At 70.1% G+C, this 17,788-nt stretch carries 16 protein-coding genes; 10 read left to right on the top strand and 6 right to left on the bottom strand.

Translation table 11 applies throughout. The features are described from left to right. Nucleotides 1–98: 98 nt before the first annotated feature. The 8 genes from AB0H49_RS09060 to yidC all read left to right on the top strand — a co-directional run bounded on the left by AB0H49_RS09060 (nucleotide 99) and on the right by yidC (nucleotide 9,463). Nucleotides 99–812, top strand: coding sequence for a hypothetical protein (locus AB0H49_RS09060; protein ID WP_355002534.1), 714 nt, complete (start codon nucleotides 99–101; stop codon nucleotides 810–812). Continuing rightward, complete coding sequence (locus AB0H49_RS09055) at nucleotides 809–1,345, top strand: NUDIX domain-containing protein (RefSeq protein WP_357249027.1); 537 nt, start codon at nucleotides 809–811, stop codon at nucleotides 1,343–1,345. The genes AB0H49_RS09060 and AB0H49_RS09055 overlap by 4 nt, the downstream gene beginning before the upstream one ends. Before the next feature lie 277 nt (nucleotides 1,346–1,622). Beyond that, nucleotides 1,623–3,437 carry a long-chain fatty acid--CoA ligase gene (locus tag AB0H49_RS09050; RefSeq protein ID WP_357249024.1) on the top strand — a complete coding sequence of 605 codons (1,815 nt, stop codon included), beginning with the start codon at nucleotides 1,623–1,625 and terminating at the stop codon, nucleotides 3,435–3,437. A gap of 40 nt (nucleotides 3,438–3,477) precedes the next feature. After that, nucleotides 3,478–4,671, top strand: coding sequence for a helix-turn-helix domain-containing protein (locus AB0H49_RS09045; protein WP_357249021.1), 1,194 nt, complete (start codon nucleotides 3,478–3,480; stop codon nucleotides 4,669–4,671). A gap of 150 nt (nucleotides 4,672–4,821) precedes the next feature. Next, nucleotides 4,822–6,879, top strand: coding sequence for a CocE/NonD family hydrolase (locus tag AB0H49_RS09040; RefSeq protein WP_357249018.1), 2,058 nt, complete (start codon nucleotides 4,822–4,824; stop codon nucleotides 6,877–6,879). 301 nt (nucleotides 6,880–7,180) lie between these two features. Beyond that, complete coding sequence (locus AB0H49_RS09035) at nucleotides 7,181–7,996, top strand: helix-turn-helix domain-containing protein (protein WP_355002529.1); 816 nt, start codon at nucleotides 7,181–7,183, stop codon at nucleotides 7,994–7,996. A gap of 28 nt (nucleotides 7,997–8,024) precedes the next feature. Next, entirely contained in the window at nucleotides 8,025–8,321 is a 297-nt protein-coding gene (locus tag AB0H49_RS09030; protein WP_357249015.1) for a DUF6412 domain-containing protein, read from the top strand. A gap of 98 nt (nucleotides 8,322–8,419) precedes the next feature. Beyond that, a complete protein-coding gene (yidC, locus tag AB0H49_RS09025; protein WP_357249012.1) occupies nucleotides 8,420–9,463 on the top strand; it encodes a membrane protein insertase YidC in 1,044 nt (347 codons plus the stop codon). 7 nt (nucleotides 9,464–9,470) lie between these two features. On the opposite strand, the gene AB0H49_RS09020 is transcribed toward yidC, so the two are convergent. Continuing rightward, nucleotides 9,471–9,851 carry a nitroreductase family deazaflavin-dependent oxidoreductase gene (locus AB0H49_RS09020; protein WP_357249009.1) on the bottom strand — a complete coding sequence of 127 codons (381 nt, stop codon included), beginning with the start codon at nucleotides 9,849–9,851 and terminating at the stop codon, nucleotides 9,471–9,473. Between the two features lie 72 nt (nucleotides 9,852–9,923). Here AB0H49_RS09020 and AB0H49_RS09015 point away from each other — a divergent pair, with 72 nt between their 5' ends. Further along, complete coding sequence (locus tag AB0H49_RS09015; RefSeq protein WP_357249069.1) at nucleotides 9,924–10,433, top strand: NUDIX domain-containing protein; 510 nt, start codon at nucleotides 9,924–9,926, stop codon at nucleotides 10,431–10,433. A gap of 200 nt (nucleotides 10,434–10,633) precedes the next feature. On the opposite strand, the gene AB0H49_RS09010 is transcribed toward AB0H49_RS09015, so the two are convergent. From AB0H49_RS09010 to AB0H49_RS08990, 5 genes are all read right to left on the bottom strand, one after another. Then, entirely contained in the window at nucleotides 10,634–11,314 is a 681-nt protein-coding gene (locus AB0H49_RS09010; protein ID WP_067847657.1) for a TIGR00266 family protein, read from the bottom strand. 79 nt (nucleotides 11,315–11,393) lie between these two features. Then, on the bottom strand, nucleotides 11,394–11,762 hold the full coding sequence (locus AB0H49_RS09005; RefSeq protein ID WP_355002525.1) for an arsenate reductase family protein: 369 nt from the start codon (nucleotides 11,760–11,762) through the stop codon (nucleotides 11,394–11,396). A 22-nt stretch (nucleotides 11,763–11,784) separates the two neighbouring features. Next, a complete protein-coding gene (locus AB0H49_RS09000) occupies nucleotides 11,785–13,320 on the bottom strand; it encodes a glycosyltransferase family 39 protein (protein WP_357249005.1) in 1,536 nt (511 codons plus the stop codon). Between the two features lie 111 nt (nucleotides 13,321–13,431). Continuing rightward, a complete protein-coding gene (locus tag AB0H49_RS08995) occupies nucleotides 13,432–14,310 on the bottom strand; it encodes a bile acid:sodium symporter family protein (RefSeq protein WP_355002523.1) in 879 nt (292 codons plus the stop codon). Between the two features lie 83 nt (nucleotides 14,311–14,393). After that, on the bottom strand, nucleotides 14,394–15,536 hold the full coding sequence (locus AB0H49_RS08990) for a helix-turn-helix domain-containing protein (RefSeq protein WP_357249002.1): 1,143 nt from the start codon (nucleotides 15,534–15,536) through the stop codon (nucleotides 14,394–14,396). A gap of 142 nt (nucleotides 15,537–15,678) precedes the next feature. Between AB0H49_RS08990 and AB0H49_RS08985 the strand changes: the two genes are divergently transcribed. Further along, nucleotides 15,679–17,223 carry a long-chain fatty acid--CoA ligase gene (locus tag AB0H49_RS08985; protein WP_357248999.1) on the top strand — a complete coding sequence of 515 codons (1,545 nt, stop codon included), beginning with the start codon at nucleotides 15,679–15,681 and terminating at the stop codon, nucleotides 17,221–17,223. Nucleotides 17,224–17,788 lie beyond the last annotated feature (565 nt).

Raw genomic sequence — 17,788 nt, 5'->3', positions numbered from 1 at the left:
CGCCCTTCGCGCGCGGGCCGCCCCGCCCCCCCCCCCCGCCGCTCCTCGTCCCATGCTGAAACGACACCTTTCCGCACTGTCTACGAGGGGAATCGTCCATGAAGGCCGCGGTGCGCCGTGTCTGGCTGCCGTTCAACGAAACGCTGGAGGGCCGGGTGCCCTGGATGTACCTGGATTCCGAAGGCTTCGTGAGCACCGGTGTCGGCAACAAGCTCGACGACACCGGACGGGTGCGCGGCGCTCCGACTCCGGCCGAACGGGCCGCCTCGCTCATCGCCGCCCGCAGGCTGCCGTGGCGCCGCCCCGACGGCTCGGCCGCCACCTGCGCGGAGATCAACGCGGCATGGGACGCGGTGAAGAGCCGGATGGATCTCGTGGCGGGCGGCTACCGCCGTTTCGCCGACGTCACCGAGCTGCGGCTGACCGACGAGCACATCGACCGCGTCGTCTTCGCCAGGCTCGACGAGCTGGAGACGCTGCTGCGCGGACGAATGGTGCGGCACGGCACCGGCGCGGTCGTGATGCCGTTCGCCGGTTTCGACTCCTGGCCCGCCGACGCGCAACTCGGCATGCTCAGCATGTGCTGGGCGATGGGCCCGAAGTTCAGCTTCCCCGCATTCCAGGACGCCGCCTTCGCGCGCGACTGGCTGCGCTGCGCCGCCGCCTGCCGGGTCAATCCCGAGATCGGCACCGTGATCCGGCGCAACGATCGCGATCAGGACTTGTTCCGCAACGCGTTTCGAGTGGAGGACGAAGGCCTCGATCCGGAGGTGCTGCTGTTCCGGCTTCCTGAACTAACCTCGAGCGAGTGAGTCTCGCCGAGCGCTATCCGCTGCTGCACACACCCGTCCGCTGGGAGTGGGGTGGCCTGGACGTCCACTTCTCCACCGAACTGCCCGCCGACGAGCTGGTGACCAACGTGCACGTGGTGTGTTTCGTCGGCGAGCGGATCGTGCTGTGCCGCGACGACCGCGACTTCTGGCTGGTGCCCGGCGGGACGAGGGAAGCGGGCGAATCGGTGGACGAGTGCCTGCGCCGCGAACTGCGCGAGGAGGCGGGCGCGCGCCCGGTCGGCCCGGTGCGGTGGCTCGGCGCGCACCACGCGACCAGTGACGCACCGGAACCGTACCGGCCGTGGCAGCCACACCCGCACAAGGCGTGGCTGTGGTGCGCCGCCGACGTCGTGCTGGAGTCCTCCCCCAGCAATCCCGCCGACGCCGAGCAGATTCTCGAGGTCCGCGCCTTCGCGTTCGAGGACGCGCTCGCACACGTCGCCACCGACGGCGCGTACCTACCCGAACTCCTCACCCTGGCAAGGGAATTGCACCGGCCCACCGCGCGCTAGACGTCCGGCCGTGCACTGACTCTCGACGGACCGGCAGCGTCCTCTGACGGTGTCCGCGAGGGCGGCAGGCAGGTCGCGGGCCGGGTCGCCGGAATGCTCCACCGCTGCCGTCGTGCGCGGCCGTTTGGTCCGATGCACAAACCGGGACGGCACAGTCTTGTCCTTTGCCCCTGGCGACAGGTCCGCTCGATGCGCTGAGCTTGGACGGACGACGAGGTCGACGCCACCGCCGGTGACGCGGGTCGCCTCGACCACACTCCAGCAGAAGGTCTCGGTCTTGGTTCCCTCCACAACTCCGGCGGTCGAACGGGTGCGTCCGGACACCCTGTGCGCGGCGTTCCAGGCGAACGTCGCCCGCTACGCCGACGCGGTCGCGCTGCGCACTCTCGGCGGCGGGCAGACGATCACCTGGCGCGAGTACGGCGCGCGGGTCCGCGCCATCGCGACGGGTCTCGCCGCGCTCGGCGTGCGCCCCGGCGACACCGTCGCGCTGATGCTGACCAACCGGCCGGAGTTCCACCTGTGCGACACCGCCGTGCTGCACGCGGGCGCCACGCCCTTCTCGGTGTACAACACCAACCCGGTCGAGCTGCTCGCCTACCAGTTCGGCAACGCCGGGAACCGGGCGGTCATCTGCGAAAGCCAGTTCGCGCCAAGGGTTGCGGCGGCGATCGCGGTGGCGGCCGAGCGGGGCCACCGTGTCGAGCACTTGATCGTCGTGGACGACGCGCCCGCGGGCACCGTGGCGCTGGACGCGCTCGAATCCGCCTCCGCACCGGACGGTTTCGATTTCGAGGCGACGTGGCGCGCGGTGCGTCCCGAGGACCTGCTCACCATCGTCTACACCTCGGGCACCACCGGCCCGCCGAAGGGCGTCGAGCTGACGCACACCAATTTCATCGAGAACGCCCGCGTCATCGATGAATTCGGTGGCGGGGGTCCGGACGATCGAGTCATCTCCTACCTGCCCGACGCGCACGCGGCCAACCGGTGGTTCGCGCACTACCTGACCATGCTGGAGGGCAGCCAGATCACCACGGTTCCGGATTTCACACAGGTGGCCGCCGCGCTGTCGGAGCTACGGCCGACGGTGTTCCTCGGCGTGCCGCGGGTGTGGGTGAAAGTCAAAGGCGCGCTGGAGGAACGGTTCGCCGCGGAGCCGCCGCCGCGTCGCGCGCTGACCAGGTGGGCGGTCGGCGTCGGGCGCGACCGCGCGCGTGCCGCCTCCGACGGACGCGCGCTCGGGTTCACCGGCCGCGTCCAGCACGCCGTCGCCGAGCGTCTGGTGCTCGGTCCGCTGCGCGCCAGGCTCGGCCTGGACCAGGTGCGCGTCGCGGTGACCGGATCGGTGGCCATCCCGCCGGACGTGCACGAGTTCTTTCTCGGCCTCGGCCTGCCGTTGTGCGAGGGGTACGGCATGACCGAGTGCACCGCGGGCGCGACGCTGAACGGGCCGGGACGGATCAAGATCGGCACGGTGGGCACGCCGCTGCCGGGCGCCGAGGTCCGCCTCGCGGCGGACGGCGAGGTGCTGATCCGGGGAAAGATCGTGATGCGCGGATATCGCGGCGACCCCGTCGAGACCGCCGAGACGGTCGACCCCGATGGCTGGCTGCACACCGGCGACATCGGCTCCTTCGACGCCGACGGCTACCTGTCGATCGTCGGCCGCAAGAAGGAGCTCATCATCAACGCCGCGGGAAAGAACATGTCCCCGGCCAACATCGAGAACACGATCACCGAGAACTGCCCGCTGGCGGGCGCGGTCGTGGTGATCGGCGAACAGCGCCCGTACAACACCGCGCTGATCTGTCTCGACCCCGATCTGGCCGCCGCCTTCGGCAAGCGGAACGGGCTCGCGGCGAACTCGGTCACCGACCTCGCCGCCAGCCCGGAGGTGCTCGCCGAGATCGAGCGCGGGATGACGGCGGCGAACGGCAAACTCTCCCGCGTCGAGCAGATCAAGAAGTATCGGGTGCTCGGCGAGGTGTGGGAGCCGGGCGGCGACTGTCTGACGGCAACCGGCAAACTTCGCCGCGCGCCGATCGCGACCCGCTACACCGATACCATCGAGGCCCTGTACTCGGCCTGAGCCGGGACACAGGACGGCATTGAGGCACACGGAGGCGCCGATGACCGACCCGGGCGAAACTCCCGGCCACGGGCAGCGATCCGCGCGGATCGACGACCTGCACCGCGCCGCGGCCGCGCTGCTGGAGGGGTTCTACGGCACGCTGCCGCCCTACGCGCAGCTGCCCTTCTCGCTGGTCGAAACCGATTTCGCCCGCGGCGCGAAGCTCAATGTCGATCTGTTCTTCCAGTACCTACGCCGCGGCGTCGAGCCGTCCGAGGCCGACACCAGGGAGCTGGTGGAACTGGCGATGGACCGGCTGCGCGACGGCACACCGCTGGCCGATGTGCTCGAGCGGTATCGGCTCGGCGCGGCGTTCCTCTGGGACCGGCTGCGCGATTCGGCGGGCGCCGACGAGACCTTGCTGCTGGACGCCTCCCCTGCGCTGCTGAAGTACATCGCGCTGGTCGGCTCGCGCATCGCGACCGCGGCCGTCCAGCGCGCCCACGATCCGCGATGGGAACTGCTGGAGCGCCGCCGCGGTATCGCCGAGGCGCTGCTCGCCGGGCGCGATCCGGTGGAGTGGGCCGACGACCCGGTCATCCCGGTGGCCGACGCCTTCCTGGTCGCGGTGTTCCGGTTGTGCGGGAGCAACGGTAGTCCCGCGGCGGCCCTGCGGCATCGGGTCGAGGCCATCCCCGGCGTCTTCCTGCGTCTGGACACCGGGGGCTGGACCGCACTGATCCCCTTGGCCTCCGGCGACGACGGCTCGGCCGCGCTGGCCGGGCTCACCGCCCGCCTGCCCGCGCACGCGCCCGGCCGAATTCCCCCGTACTGGGTGGGCGTGGGAGCCGCGTCCACCAGGGCCGCGGTCCCCGCGCTCGCCGCCGAGGCGCGCGTGCTCGCCGAGCTCGGGCGCTGTCTCGCGCGACGCGAGATCGTCTGTCGCCGAACGGATCTGCACTTCGAGTACACCGTGGCGGTGAGCGACGCGGCCCGGCCGGGTCTGGCCGCGCTGCTCGCACCGCTGGACGCCCAGCCGATGCTCGCCGAGACGCTGGAGACGTTCGTGGACACCGGTTTCAACCAGCTCGCCACAGCGCGGCAGCTGATGGTGCACCGCAACACGGTGACCTATCGCCTCGCGCGCGTGCACGAACTCACCGGGCTGGATCCGCACCGCCCCGCCGACGCCATGACGCTGTCGGCGGCGCGGCTGGCCAGGCGGCTCGAAGCCGCCTCGTTCGCACCGTAGTTCCGCCCGCTTTGGTCGGGCGCACAAATCGCCGCCCGGCGGTCTTGGGAACTGCCGGTGGTGCGGCACCCGACTTATGCGGTCTGCTGTATCAGACAGTGAGGCCCCCGGGTCGCCGGTCTCGGCACCGCGAGCAGAGAGTTCAAATAATTGACGATTTCGAGCCGGGCGCGGTTCCGCCGCCGCGCCGCCACGGTCGCCCTCGCGGCGATCACCGCCCTCGGGCCGACCGTTCAGCTCGCGCCCGGCGCGAGCGCCGTCCCCGCCGCGGGCCCGGTGTCTTCCGCGCCCGCGAACTTCGGCCTGCCCGCGGACTACGTGCCGACGCCGGAGCGGTACGGCATCGAATATCAACTGGGACAGGTGATTCCGCTTGCCGACGGCACCAAGTTGCAGGCCGAGGTCAGGTATCCGACCGACCCGGCGACCGGGCGACGGGCCGAGGGCGAGTTCCCAGTAGTCGTCAACTTCACCACCTACGGCGCGATCTCCAGCGCGCTCACCGCCGCCGTCACCGGCGTCATCGATCAGCTGCGCATCCCACTGCCGGACCATTTGCGCGACGCGCGCCGGATCATCAATCAGGCCACCAGTGCCCAGGACATGCTGGTGCGGCGCGGCTACATCGAGGTGATCGCCGACGTCCGCGGCACCGGCGGCTCCACCGGCGCCTGGAATCCGGCGTCCGAACAAGACGGCCTCGACGGCGCGCAGGTAGTGGACTGGGCCGCCCGGCTGCCGGGTTCCAGCGGCAAGGTCGGCATGTACGGGTACTCTTTCCCGGCGCTGTCGGCCATGCGGACCGCCGAATCCGTCGGTCCCGGTTCGCCGTTGAAGGCGATCGTGCCGATGGCCATGCCCAACAACATCTTCAACGAGGTGCTCGGTCACGACGGGTTGATGAGCCCGCTGCTGCTCACCGTCATCTCGCTGATGGTGCCGTATCTGAGTCTGATCGGCCCGTTCATGACGGCGGTGGTGACACCGCAGACCTTCGTGCAGGCGCTCGGCGATCACCTCGCGGCGCTGGTGTCGACCGACAGCACCATCGTCAAGCTGGTGGAGGCGTACGCGGGCGGCCCGCTGGCCTACGACGGCGCGTGGTGGCAGGAGCGGCGGTTCGAGACCGAGCTGGAATCGTTGGTGGACAACGACATCGCCATGTACCAGGTCGGCGGGCTGTGGGACCTGTACCAGGAAGGGCCGTGGCGCAACTACTCCCAGCTGCAGAACCTGGCGGCCGGGCGCGACCAGTTCGCGCCCATGACGCCCGGGCAGTCGACCGACGGGCGGTTCCAGCTGCTGATGGGCCCGTGGTACCACGTCGGCCTGGGCTTCGGGCCCGGTTCGCGGCTGGACACCGACATGATCACGCTGGCCTGGTTCGACCGCTTCCTCAAGGGGATCGACAACGGTGTGGACGAGACCGATCGCACGCTGCACGTCATCGACGCGAACAACAACGCCGTCGCGACCTCGCGATACCCGTTCGAGCAGGCCGAGATTCAGCGCCGCTACCTCGACGGCGACCGGCTCGTCGCCGAGCAGCCCACGATCCCCGACGCCGCGGACCGGCTCGACTACAGCGGCTTGGACAACATCTGCAACCGGCAGACCTTGGGCCAGTACTCCGGCGGCCTGCTCGACTTCGTCTTCCGCGTCTTCAACGCCTACAACCCGTGTACCGAATGGGTGCAGGGCCCGACCGCGGGGCGCGCGTACACGATGGATCCGGTGACCGAGCCGACGGTGCTGGCGGGCCCGAGCAGTCTCACCCTGTACGCCTCCTCGACCAGTACCGACGCGGCTTTCCAGGTGTGGCTCGACGACGTGGCCCCGAACGGTACCTCGGTGAACATCACCGGCGGCTCGCAGCTGGCCAGCCTGCGCACGCTCGACGAGGAGAAGACGTGGCGGGCCGCGGATGGCGCCGTCTACGGACCCGAGCACGTGGTGCGCAAGGAGGCCGAGCAACTGCTCGTCCCCGGCGAGGTGACGAGGATGGAGATCAAGCTGCGCCCGGCGTTCCATCGGCTCGAGCCGGGACACGCGCTGCGCGTGCGGATCACCAGCGGCACCTTCCCTTCCACGATCCCGGTGCCCACCGATCTGCCGAGGCTGATCGGCTCGTCACAGCAGATCCACCGGGACGCGAGCAGGCCGTCGAGCCTGGTCGTCCCGCTGGCGCCCGCCACCGCATTCGACTAGAGCGACCGCGAACGCCGCGCCGGATTCCGCAGAGAACCCGCGCGGCGTTCGGCCTGTCCGCATGGCCCGTCACATCGGCGGTCGCCGAACTCCCCGAGGTCCGAAAGCTGCTCGCCCCCACGACCGCTGCGACGACGGGCCCGGCGTCGCGCACCCGGTTTCCGCACACCGGACCGCGCGACCGATCGTGGGTGAATTCCTGGATCACCTGACCGAAACGCTCACCGCCGCGGTGCGACCCGGATAGTCTCGGCGATGGATCCGAAACCCGGATCCATGCGTCACCTGCCGGGAGCGTCCGATGGAGAAGGCTCTGGTCACCGACGGGGTGTCCGCGACACCCCCAGCCTCGGGCGGCGCCCGCACGCCCGACGAATCCCCCCGGCGGGCAACGGCTTTGCTGCGGCCGGGAATTCTCGCCTTCGGCGGTGCGATCCGCCCGACCGCGCTGCACGCCCATCACACCGTCCAACTGCTCGCCGCCCGCACTCCGATCACGGTGATGGACGCGGGCGGGGTCCGCCACCGCGGCACCAGGATCATCGTGCCCGCCGACGCGCCGCACCGGATCGAGACCGCCGCCGAAGGCGCCGCGCTCTACCTCGATCCGGAGACCGCGGCGGGCGCCGCCGCCGACCGTCGCGCGCACGCGGGCGGCTGGGCCGACGATCAGCACGCGCTGCCCGCGACGCTGGCGGGCGCGCCGATCGCCGAGCAGGTGGCCGCCATCGTGCGCGAATTACGCGGCGTCCCAACGGCTGCCCACGGCGCGCAGCGGCACGGCGCGGTGACCGAGGCGCTGCGGCTGCTGCCGAGTCTGGTGCCGGATCATTCGATCCGCGGGTCCGATGTGGCGAAGCGGGTCGGGCTCTCCCCCGCCCGGCTCTCGCACCTGTTCGCCGAGCAGGTCGGAATGCCGTTGCGCCCGTACATGCTGTGGTTGCGGCTGCGGGTCGCGATCGGCCGGTTCCGTTCCGGTGACGACCTCGCCGCCGCCGCACACGCCGCCGGTTTCGACGACAGCACCCAGCTCACCCGCACCTGCCGTCGCACCTTCGGACTGACCCCCGCCGCCTTGCACCGCGCCGAACAGTGGGATCTCGGCGACGGAGCGTGACCCGCCCACACCCGGTACGCTCGATCCCGTGTTCTCGCGGGTTCAGCTGACGGCGTTCGCGGTATTCGCGTGCGTGGCTTCCGCGTTCGCGCTGCTGGCCACGCCCCTGCCCGAGCACGCCTCGCTGGCCGCGCTCGGCGTGCTCGCCGCCGCGGTGTTCGCGATCGTGGCGCTGCGCGGCGCGGCGGTCGCGCCGGTCGTCGTCCCGCGCTGCGGACCGCCGCCCTCGGCGCAGCGCCGCAGGCGCGGTTCGTATCTGCGACAGAGCAATCCCGACACGGCGGGCCGTCCGCGGCCGCGAGCTCCGGGACGGGTCACGGGCTGATCGGCCCGCGTCACCGCGCGGTGGTGGTCGGCCCTTCGCGGTGACCTCCTCCCGTTTCCGTGCGTGCGCGCACGTCTCACCGAATCAGGTGTTCCCCCATGCTCGATGTCGTCTACTACCCTGTCTCCGCCGTGCTCTGGCTCTGGCACACCGCCTTCGCCGCGCTGCTCGGGCCCGGCAGCGGCCTGGCCTGGGTGCTGGCCGTGGTGTTCCTCGTCGCCACTCTCCGCGCGGCCATGTATCCCCTCTTCCTGAAACAGGTCCGAACCCAGGCCGTCGTCAAGCGCCTGCAACCCGAGATCGAGGCGCTGCGCAAGCGCTATTCCGACGACCGGCCACGTCAGGTCGCCGAGATCCAGAAACTGCAACGGCAGCACGGTGTGAGTGTGCTGGCGGGCTGCCTGCCGATGCTCGGCCAAGGGCTGGTGTTCCTCGCGCTGTTCCACGTGCTGCGATCGTTCGACCGCACCGGCGCACTGGGGCATCTGCCCTTCCAGTCGACGCCGGCGCCGATGACGACCGAACAGAACGCGCAGACACCGAACTACGTCTTCGACGCCGCCGACGTGCAGTCATTCCTGCGGGCCGAGTTCTTCGGGACACCGCTGTCGGCCACCCTGGCCGGGCAGCCGAGCGTTTCGATCGCCGCGGTCGCCGGCACGCTGATGGCGCTGGCTGCCCTCGCGACGCATTTCACGGCGCGGGCCTCGATCGCCCGCCAGGACCCGGCCGCGGCGCAGGTACCAATGCTGAACACGTTGACGCTGTGGGTGTTTCCCGCGGGCGTGCTGATCGGCGGCGCGGTGCTTCCGATCGTGATCCTGTTGTACTGGGTGTCGAACAACGCGTGGACGCTGGCCCAGCAGTACCTCACGTACCGGTGGATCGACGCCGAAACCCGTTCCGTGCCAACGGCATCGGCTACCACAGAGCCGAACGACGCCCCACGTCCGGGCGCGAAACCGAAGCCGGGCGCGAAACCGGTGCCGACGGCGAAACCACGGCCCGGCGGGGCATCCGAGAACCCCGTGGCATCCGGGCGCACCGTGCGGTCCGAGCAGCGCGTGGCTTCTCAGGGCCGCACGCCGGCACCGCGCGACACCAGATCATCGCGCAGCGCCAAAGCCCGCCGCCGCCGCTGACCCGCGATCAGCCGACAGGACCGGCCTGCAGGTAGTACTTGGCGGCGATGCTCCGCAGCACCTGCCGAATACCGATCGGCGCCCAGCCCGCGGACCGGTCCTCCAGCACCACCGGATCCACCAACTCGACGGTGCGGCCCCTCGTCTCGAGCTCGAAACCGCCCGCGGCGACGACGTTCTTGACCCACTCCGCGTCGCGACCGTAGGTCAGCGCGATGCGGTAGACACCGCCGTCCTCGAACACCCACACCGGAGTTCGATAGCCGCGCCCGGATTTTCGCCCCTTGTGCACCACGACACCGAACGGCGGCACCGTGCCCGCGATCAGTCCGGCCACCGGATTGGTCACGTGCCGGTTGAATCTCGCCACTGCGCGCGGAAGCACCATCGGACGGTCCTCTCTCCAGGTGGAGTGCACCGCTCAGGCTACCCTCGAGCGGTGTCAGCGCAGCCGAACGAGATGATCGCGGTCTACGACCGGCAGGGGCGAGAGGTCGGCGCGGCCGATCGCGCCGCGGTCTATCGCGCGGGGCTGTGGCACGCCAGTTCGGGGGTGCTGGTGCGATCGATGGACGGCGAGCGGGTCTACGTGCACCGCCGCACCGACACGAAGATGGTGTTCGCCGGGATGCACGACTGCCTCGCGGGCGGTGTCGTCGCGCCTGGCGAGGATCCAGAGCGGACCGCGATCCGTGAGCTCGGCGAAGAGCTCGGCATCGTGCTCGGCCCGGACGCGACGCCGCCGCTGCCGATGGCCAGCGCGTCCTGGGACGGGGAATGGGAGGGCAGGCCGATGCGCTGCCACTTGTTCGCCTACGAGCTGCGCTACGACGGCCCCATCCGTCATCAGCCCGAGGAGATCGCCGACGGCTGGTGGTGGACCGACGCGGAACTGCGCGCCCACCTCGCCGACCCGGACTGGCCGTTCGTCCCGGACACCCGGGTGCTGATCGGCGATCTCCTGTCCTGATCCGTTACGCCGCGCTGCCGCTGCCCAGGGCCAGGAACGTCTGGAAAATGGTGGCGACGACTTCGAGCAGCTCCATGAGATGTCATCCTTCGGGTAGTTCATCGAGTGGAGCGGCCAGCATCACGGACCCGGGTGTCCGGGAGGTTATCCGGACGTGACGGGCGCGGATGGAAATCCTCGCCGTGCGGAACTCGCTTCGGTCAGCTCGACGACGCGCCGGTGCTGGCCCAGGACAGGAACGCGCCGGGATTGCGGGTCTGCAGCAGCACCCGGCCGGGGCCGACGAAGTCGAAGACGAATCCTTCGCCCGATTTCAGCGACTGGATGGAGCGGCCGGAGACGGCGCGCCGGATGGTGAAGTTCATGGCCAGGTCGTAGGCGACCACGTGTCCGGTGTCGATGGTGATCGGTTCGCCGGGCTGCAGGTCGATCACGTCGATCGCGCCGAAGACGCCGACCACGATCTCGCCCTCGCCGTGCGCGCGCAGGCCGAAGCCGCCCTCACCGCCGAACAGGTTCGCGAAGCCGCCCCACTTGCTCTCCACCTGCACGCCGTGCGAGTTGGCGATCCAGCCGCCGCGGCTGATGAAGAACGGCCGGTCCGGGGTGATCTGCAGGTTCAGCATGTCGCCGGGCAGCGCGGGCGCGACGTCGACCCAGCCGCCCTGCTGCGGCGCGGTGAACGTGGAGACGAAGAACGACTCCCCGGCGAGCACCGAGCGCTTGAGACCGGCCAGGATGCCGCCTTCGGCCTTGGCCTGCAGCGTGATTCCCGCCGAATGGGCGACCATGGCGCCGCTCTCGACCCGCATCGGCTCACCGCCCGCGAGGAAGCACCGCGCGACGGTGGAGGCGGGATTGTGGCGCAGTTGAACCTTCATGGTGCCGACCCTACCGCCTGTGCGCGGCGGCAGGTATCGGCGAATACCACCCGGGGAGTCCGGGTTTCGCGCGCCGAGTTCAGTCGAGGGTGCGCAAGGCGTCCTCGGTGCGCGCGACCACCGCGCCGCCGTTCGCCGTGAGCACGATCGGACGCTGGATCAGCTGCGGGTTGGCGGCCAGCGCCTCGATCCACCGGTCGCGGTCGGCGGGCGTGCGGCCCCAGTCCGCCATGCCCAGGTCCTTGGCGATCTGCTCGCCGGTGCGGGTGATGTCCCACGGTTGCGCGTCGAGCCGCCGCAGCACCTCGCGCAACTCGTCCGCGGTCGGCGGGTCGTCCAGGTAGCGGCGCACGGAGTAGGCCACGCCCGTCTCGTCCAGGTGCGCCGTCGCGGTGCGGCTCTTCGAGCACCGCGGGTTGTGCCAGATCTCGGTTTGCCCTGATGTCATGCCTTCAGATAACCACGTCCGGCTACAGATGCATCAAGTCCGGCCAGGTCTTGGCCCACGGATGACGCGACCCGGTGCACGCCCACACGGTGACGTCCTGGGTGTTGCCGGGAAAGCCGAGCCTGCTGTCCACCTTGCCGACCGGTTCCACGCTGTCGAAGTTCCAGCGCAGGAAGCTCTCGGGCACGCCGACCGCGAGCACGGTGCCGGTCTGCTCGTCCGGCCTGCCGAAGTAGCCGTAGCCGCGGCTCGGACTGTAGATCGGCGGCAGTTCGTCGCGCGCGAACTGGTCGAGTGCGCTGGCCTGCCAGTAGGTGTCGGTGACCACGACGGTGTTCGCGCGTTCGGCTGGGGCGAGCGCGGCATAGGCCTCGGTCACGGCGGTGGTCAGCTCGGGCCAGCCGAATTCGCCGTAGACGCCGATATTGATCGCGGCTTCCGCGACGTCGGCGGGCGGTGCGATGCGGTCGGGGTGCTGCCACGGCGTCGACCACAGGACGAGCGCCGTGGAACCCAGCACCACCGCCGCGCCGCCCGCGGTGGCCAGCCTGCGCGGCGACGGGCGCAGTCCAGCGGCCAGCTCGACCAGCCCGACCGCGCCCGCGGCGAGCACCACGGCGTACATGCCCGCCATGTAGTAGATGCGTCCGCCCATCACCAGGAAGATGGCGACCAGCAACAGCAGCGTCGCGCCGAGGAAGCGGTACGGGCGCAGCGCGGGATTGCGCAGCAGTGCCCACACGCCGTACACCAGCACCACCGCGCCGAGCAGACCCGCGGTCAGCAGCGCGAGCGGCACGAACATCAGCCGCCCGCCGAGAACGCCCTGCTCGCCGCTGATCACCTCGCCCATGTGCAGCTGCGGCCACCCGTTGCCCGCCTGCCAGATCAGGGTCGGCACCGTGGCGAGCACGACGATCGCGCCGCCGAGCCACAGCAGCGGGCGCCGCACCAGCTCGCGCGGACCGAGGGCCGACGAGGTCACCGCTATCGCGATCCAGAAGAACGGGATCAGCCACTTCACCTGCATGTCCACCGCCGTCACGAGGGCGGCGCACAGCAGCAGCGAATCACGGCGGGTGCGCACCCAGCGCACCACGAGCCAGGTGATGATCACCCACAGCACGGTGTCGATCGCGTTGGTGGTGAGCATCTTGCCCTGCAACAGCAGGAACGGCGACGTCGCGTAGGCGATGGCCGCGAGCAACTGGGCGCGGCGGCCGCCGCCGAATTCCCTGGCGAGCAGCGCGGTGAGCACCACGGCCAGCGTGGTCAGCGCGACCGCGGGCAGCCGGAGCGCGAAGAACGAGCCGGGGGCGACGGTGTCCATCAGGCGAGCCAGCATCGGGAGCACCGGACCCTGATCGGCGTAGCCGAAGGACGGGTGGCGGCCCGCGGCGAGGAAGTACAGCTCGTCGCCGAAATAGTCGTAGCGGCTCGCCGAGAACAGCAGCACCGCGAGGGAAACGCCCGCGACGACGGCGATGCCCGTGGACGCCACCGCGGGACGATCCGCCCCCGCGAGGTTCCGCTGCTGACGCTCTACCGTATCGATCACGCCGCTCCTCGACGATTCGGACTCCGACCGCGTCGAATCTAACGGGAAACGCCCGCTCGCCCATCCACCCTCGGGGCGAGTCGAGATCAACATTCAGGCGTAGTCCCTGGCTCAGGCCGCGGCTGTCACCTTCGCGGACCGGTGGCGGCGCGCCAGGAGGTAGGCCGCGCCGGCGGCCGGGATGTTCATCAGCACGCCGTACACCGCGCCCGGCACGGCCATCGTGTCGTTGTGCAGCACGGAGACCGCGACGGCGATGGCGATCGCGCCGTTGTGGATGCCGATCTCCATCGCCGAGGCGACGGCCTGGTCCTCGTCGACGCCGAACAGCCGCGGCGCCAGGTAACCGACCGTCAGGCTGAGCACCGCGAACACCAGGCACAGCGCGGCCAGTTCGCCGAGGTGCTCGGTGAGGGTCTCGAAGTTCTTCGCCACGGCGGCCGCGACCACCAGCGCGAGCACCACGATCGACAACACCTTCACCGCCCCGCGCATTCGCCGCGCCCAGTCGGTGAAACGCCGGTGCACCCACATGCCGACCGCGACCGGCACCAGCACGATCGCGAAGACCTGCGCGAACTTGTCCGGCCGCAATCCGATCGAACCCTCGCCGTCCAGGAACACCGTGTAGGACAGCGCGACGACCAGCGGCAACGTGAACACCGCGAGCACCGAATTCACCGCCGTGAGCGTGATGTTCAGCGCGACATGCCCACCGGCGATGTGGCTGAACAGGTTCGCCGACGGTCCGCCCGGCGAGGCCGCGAGCAGCATCATGCCCACCGCGAGCGCGCCCTCCACGCCGAACAGCAGGATGAGCCCGAAGCACGCGGCGGGCAGCAGCACCATCTGGCAGACCAGCGCGATCGCCGCCGCCGCGGGATAGCGCAGCACCCTGGCGAAATCGTCGACGGTGAGTGTCAGGCCGAGCCCGAACATCACCAAGGCCAGCGCCAGCGGCAGAAAAACGGCGAAAGCCGTTGAACCCATGCGGATCTCCTCTCGAACCGGCATCCACCGGATTCGACCGTATCGGTGGGAAGGCACGGAAGGAAAGCCGCGCGGCGAAAGTCTCACCCGCGCGGCGGGCGCCGCTCCCCCGGGTTCTGGGTCTTGCGATATTGGATCGCCCACCAGACTCGCAGCGCCGTGTGCGCGGCGCGCAGGTCCGCGCCGGTGAGTTCCTCGAAGCGGCTCAGCCGGTAGCGAACCGTGTTGGGATGCACCACGAGCCGCTCGGCGGTGGCCTCGACGCGCAGGCCGGTGTCGAGGTAGGCCTCGACGGTGTCGACGATCGTGCGGGCGGATTCGCCGCCGCCCAGGGACGCCAGATAGCGCCGGACGAGTTCCGCGCCGAGATCGGTGTCGGCGGCGATCGCGGGCAGCACGCCGACGCTGTCCAGGTCGACAATTCCGGTGCGCCCGAACAGCCGCGCGGTGACCAGCACCCGACCGGCCAGGCGGAACGAGCGCGCCAAGTCCTCCAGCCGGGTCGGCGGACCGAGCCCGACGACACCGCCCACACCCGGGCTTCTGGACTTTTCCACAAACCCGGCGACGTCGCCGTCCACCGTGGTCACGAACCCGCTCGCGGGGAGCGGCGCGGCAGGATCGGGCGAATCTTCCGCCCCGGCACGGTACGCGCGGTACTCGGCTTCGGGATCGACGCCGAGTTGCTGCGCGCGGATCCGCAGGTCCCCGGGACCGAGGGTGCCGAGGAGCACGGCCCTGGTGAACTCGGCGCGGAACTGCTCGTCGTGCCGCGCGGCGGCGATCTCCACGTCGCGGTGCCCGCCGCTGTACGGGACGACGGCGGCGTCGACGAGGTCGAGCAGCGCGGTGATCAACTGGAGCAGCGTGCGATCGGCGACACCGCTGATGGCGGCAGCCTCGGTCAGTTCGGCGAGGATCTCACGGACCGCGATGCGCCACCCGTTCTGAATCTCGGCCAGCGAAATACCTTGGCGGGCACGGGTTTCGCCGAACTCGCGCAGCACGGCGAGATCGCCCGAGGTGAGCGGATGACCGTCGTGCAGCGCGTCGAGCAGGCGGTCGACGACCGAGGCGGTGGACGTGGCGATGGTCGCGGCGGGCAGCGGCGCGTAGGCCGACATCTCCGCCCTGGCTCGCGCTACGACGCGGTCGACGAGCTCGGGTGCGCGATGCCGCACGCGCGACACCACCAAACGTTCGGCGGCGGTCGGGCGTCTGCTCATAGTGGGGCGAGCCTACGGGCGGGCGCTTGGAGAAATCAACAAACCGGCGACTGATAGTTCGACACGCTTTCCATGGCGCAGATCACACTTTCCGCCGAATACTCGTCGGGACCGACCACTGCCGTTCGACGAGGAATCGACGATGTATCTGACTCAGGGCCTGCACCGCGCCGCCCAGCTCAACCCCGACGGCCTGATGACCATCTGCGGTTCCCGCACCCGAACCAACCGGGAGGTGCTCGACCGGGTCGCCCGATTGGCGGGCGCGCTGCGCGACCTCGGCGTCGGCCCCGGCGATCGGGTGGCGATGCTGTCGCTGAACTCCGACCGCTATCACGAGTACCTGCTCGCGGTGCCGTGGGCGGACGCGGTTCTCAATCCGGTGAACATCCGGTGGAGTCCGGCCGAAATCGCTTACTCCCTCGCCGATTCCGACAGCCGGGTGCTCTTCGTCGACGACGCCTTCGCCCCGATGGTTCCGGCGCTGCGGGCGCAGTATCCGGAACTACGCGCGGTGATCCACTGCGGCGACGGACCAACCCCCGAAGGCGCGCTCGACTACGAGCGAATCCTCGCGGACGCCACGGCGATTCCCGACGCGCGCCGCGGCGGCGAGGCGCCGGCGGGCATCTTCTACACCGGCGGCACCACCGGATTCCCCAAGGGCGTGGTGCTCAGCCACGCCAATCTGCTGACCTCCGCGCTCGGCGGCGTCGCCACCGGGTATCTGATGGCCCCGGGCGCGGTCTTCCTGCACGCGGCGCCGATGTTCCACCTCGCCGATCTGGCCGGGTGGCAGGGTGTGCTGATGCTGGGCGGCACCCACGTGATGATCCCGGCGTTCGATCCGGTAGCCACCCTGACGGCGATCCAGCAGCACCGGGTGAGTTCCACCGTGCTGGTGCCGGTGATGATCCAGATGCTCGTCGACCATCCGCGCGCGGGCGAGTTCGATCTGTCCAGCGTCGAGCACATCATGTACGGCGCCTCGCCGATCTCGCAGGCGGTGCTCGAGCGCGCGATGGCCGCCTTCGGCAACGCCGGTTTCGCCCAGGCCTACGGCATGACCGAGGTCGCGCCGATCGCCACCTTGCTCGGTCCGGCGGATCACCTGGCCGGTCGGCTGCGTTCGGCGGGACGGGCCGCGCCGCACAGTGAGATCCGGATCGTGGATTCCGACGGCGCCGAGGTGCCGCGCGGCACCGTCGGCGAGGTGGTGGTGCGCGGCGGCCACGTGATGCTCGGCTACTGGAACAAGCCCGCCGAGACCGCGGACGCCGTGCGGGACGGCTGGATGCACACCGGGGACGGCGGCTATATGGACGAGGACGGCTACGTCTACATCGTCGACCGGATCAAGGACATGATCGTCTCCGGCGGCGAGAACGTGTACTCCGCCGAGGTGGAGAACGCCGTCGCCGCGCACCCGGCGGTCGCCGCGGTGGCGGTGATCGGCGTGCCGGACGCCGAATGGGGCGAGCGGGTGCACGCGGTCATCGTCTGCAAGCCGGGACAGCAGGTGACCTCGGCGGAGATCCGCGGTCACGCCAAGGAGCTGATCGCCGGATACAAGGCGCCGCGCAGCATCGAGATCGTGGACGCGCTACCGGTGTCGGGCGCCGGGAAGATTCTGAAACGCGATCTGCGGCAGAAGTATTGGGACGTCGACGCGCGACAGGTCAACTGAGCCCTTCGCTCGGATCGGGGCGTCGCGCCCCGAAAGTACCGCGCCAGCTTCGATTCCCGCTCGCACAGACGAAAGGGCCGAGCCACCAGGGTGGCTCGGCCCTTCGACGCGGAGTTCGCTCAGCTCGCGCTGCCCGTCAGCAGCTGCTGGATGGTCTTGATCAGAACTTCGGCCAGGAAATCCGACGCGGATCCGGACATGGGGTGCTCCTCATCTCGATGCGGTGCGCACGGTCGGCGCTCCGTTAATCTGAAGCATGAATGGTTCAGATGCTTGCCGGAGGTGTTTTCGAACCAAAAATCCGGCGAGGCGCCGCTTTGGCACCGAAAACATGGCCTCTAGCTGGCGTTACCTTCCCAGACAAGCGTCCAGTGGGCTGGGTCACAGTCCACTGAGTGAGATCCGGAATCCGTTCACCAGATACGACAAGGGCCGCGCCCCAGGAGAGACGCGGCCCGAGATGTCCCCCGAACTACAGGTACTGACCCGTGTTCGACTCCGTGTCGATCGCACGGCTGGCACTGGCGTTCTTGCCGGTGCATCCAACGCAGCCGGATGTAGACGA

It is taken from the genome of Nocardia sp. NPDC050713, from assembly GCF_040654315.1.
Classification (GTDB): Bacteria; Actinomycetota; Actinomycetes; order Mycobacteriales; family Mycobacteriaceae; genus Nocardia.
This window is presented reverse-complemented; position numbering and strand designations above follow the sequence as displayed.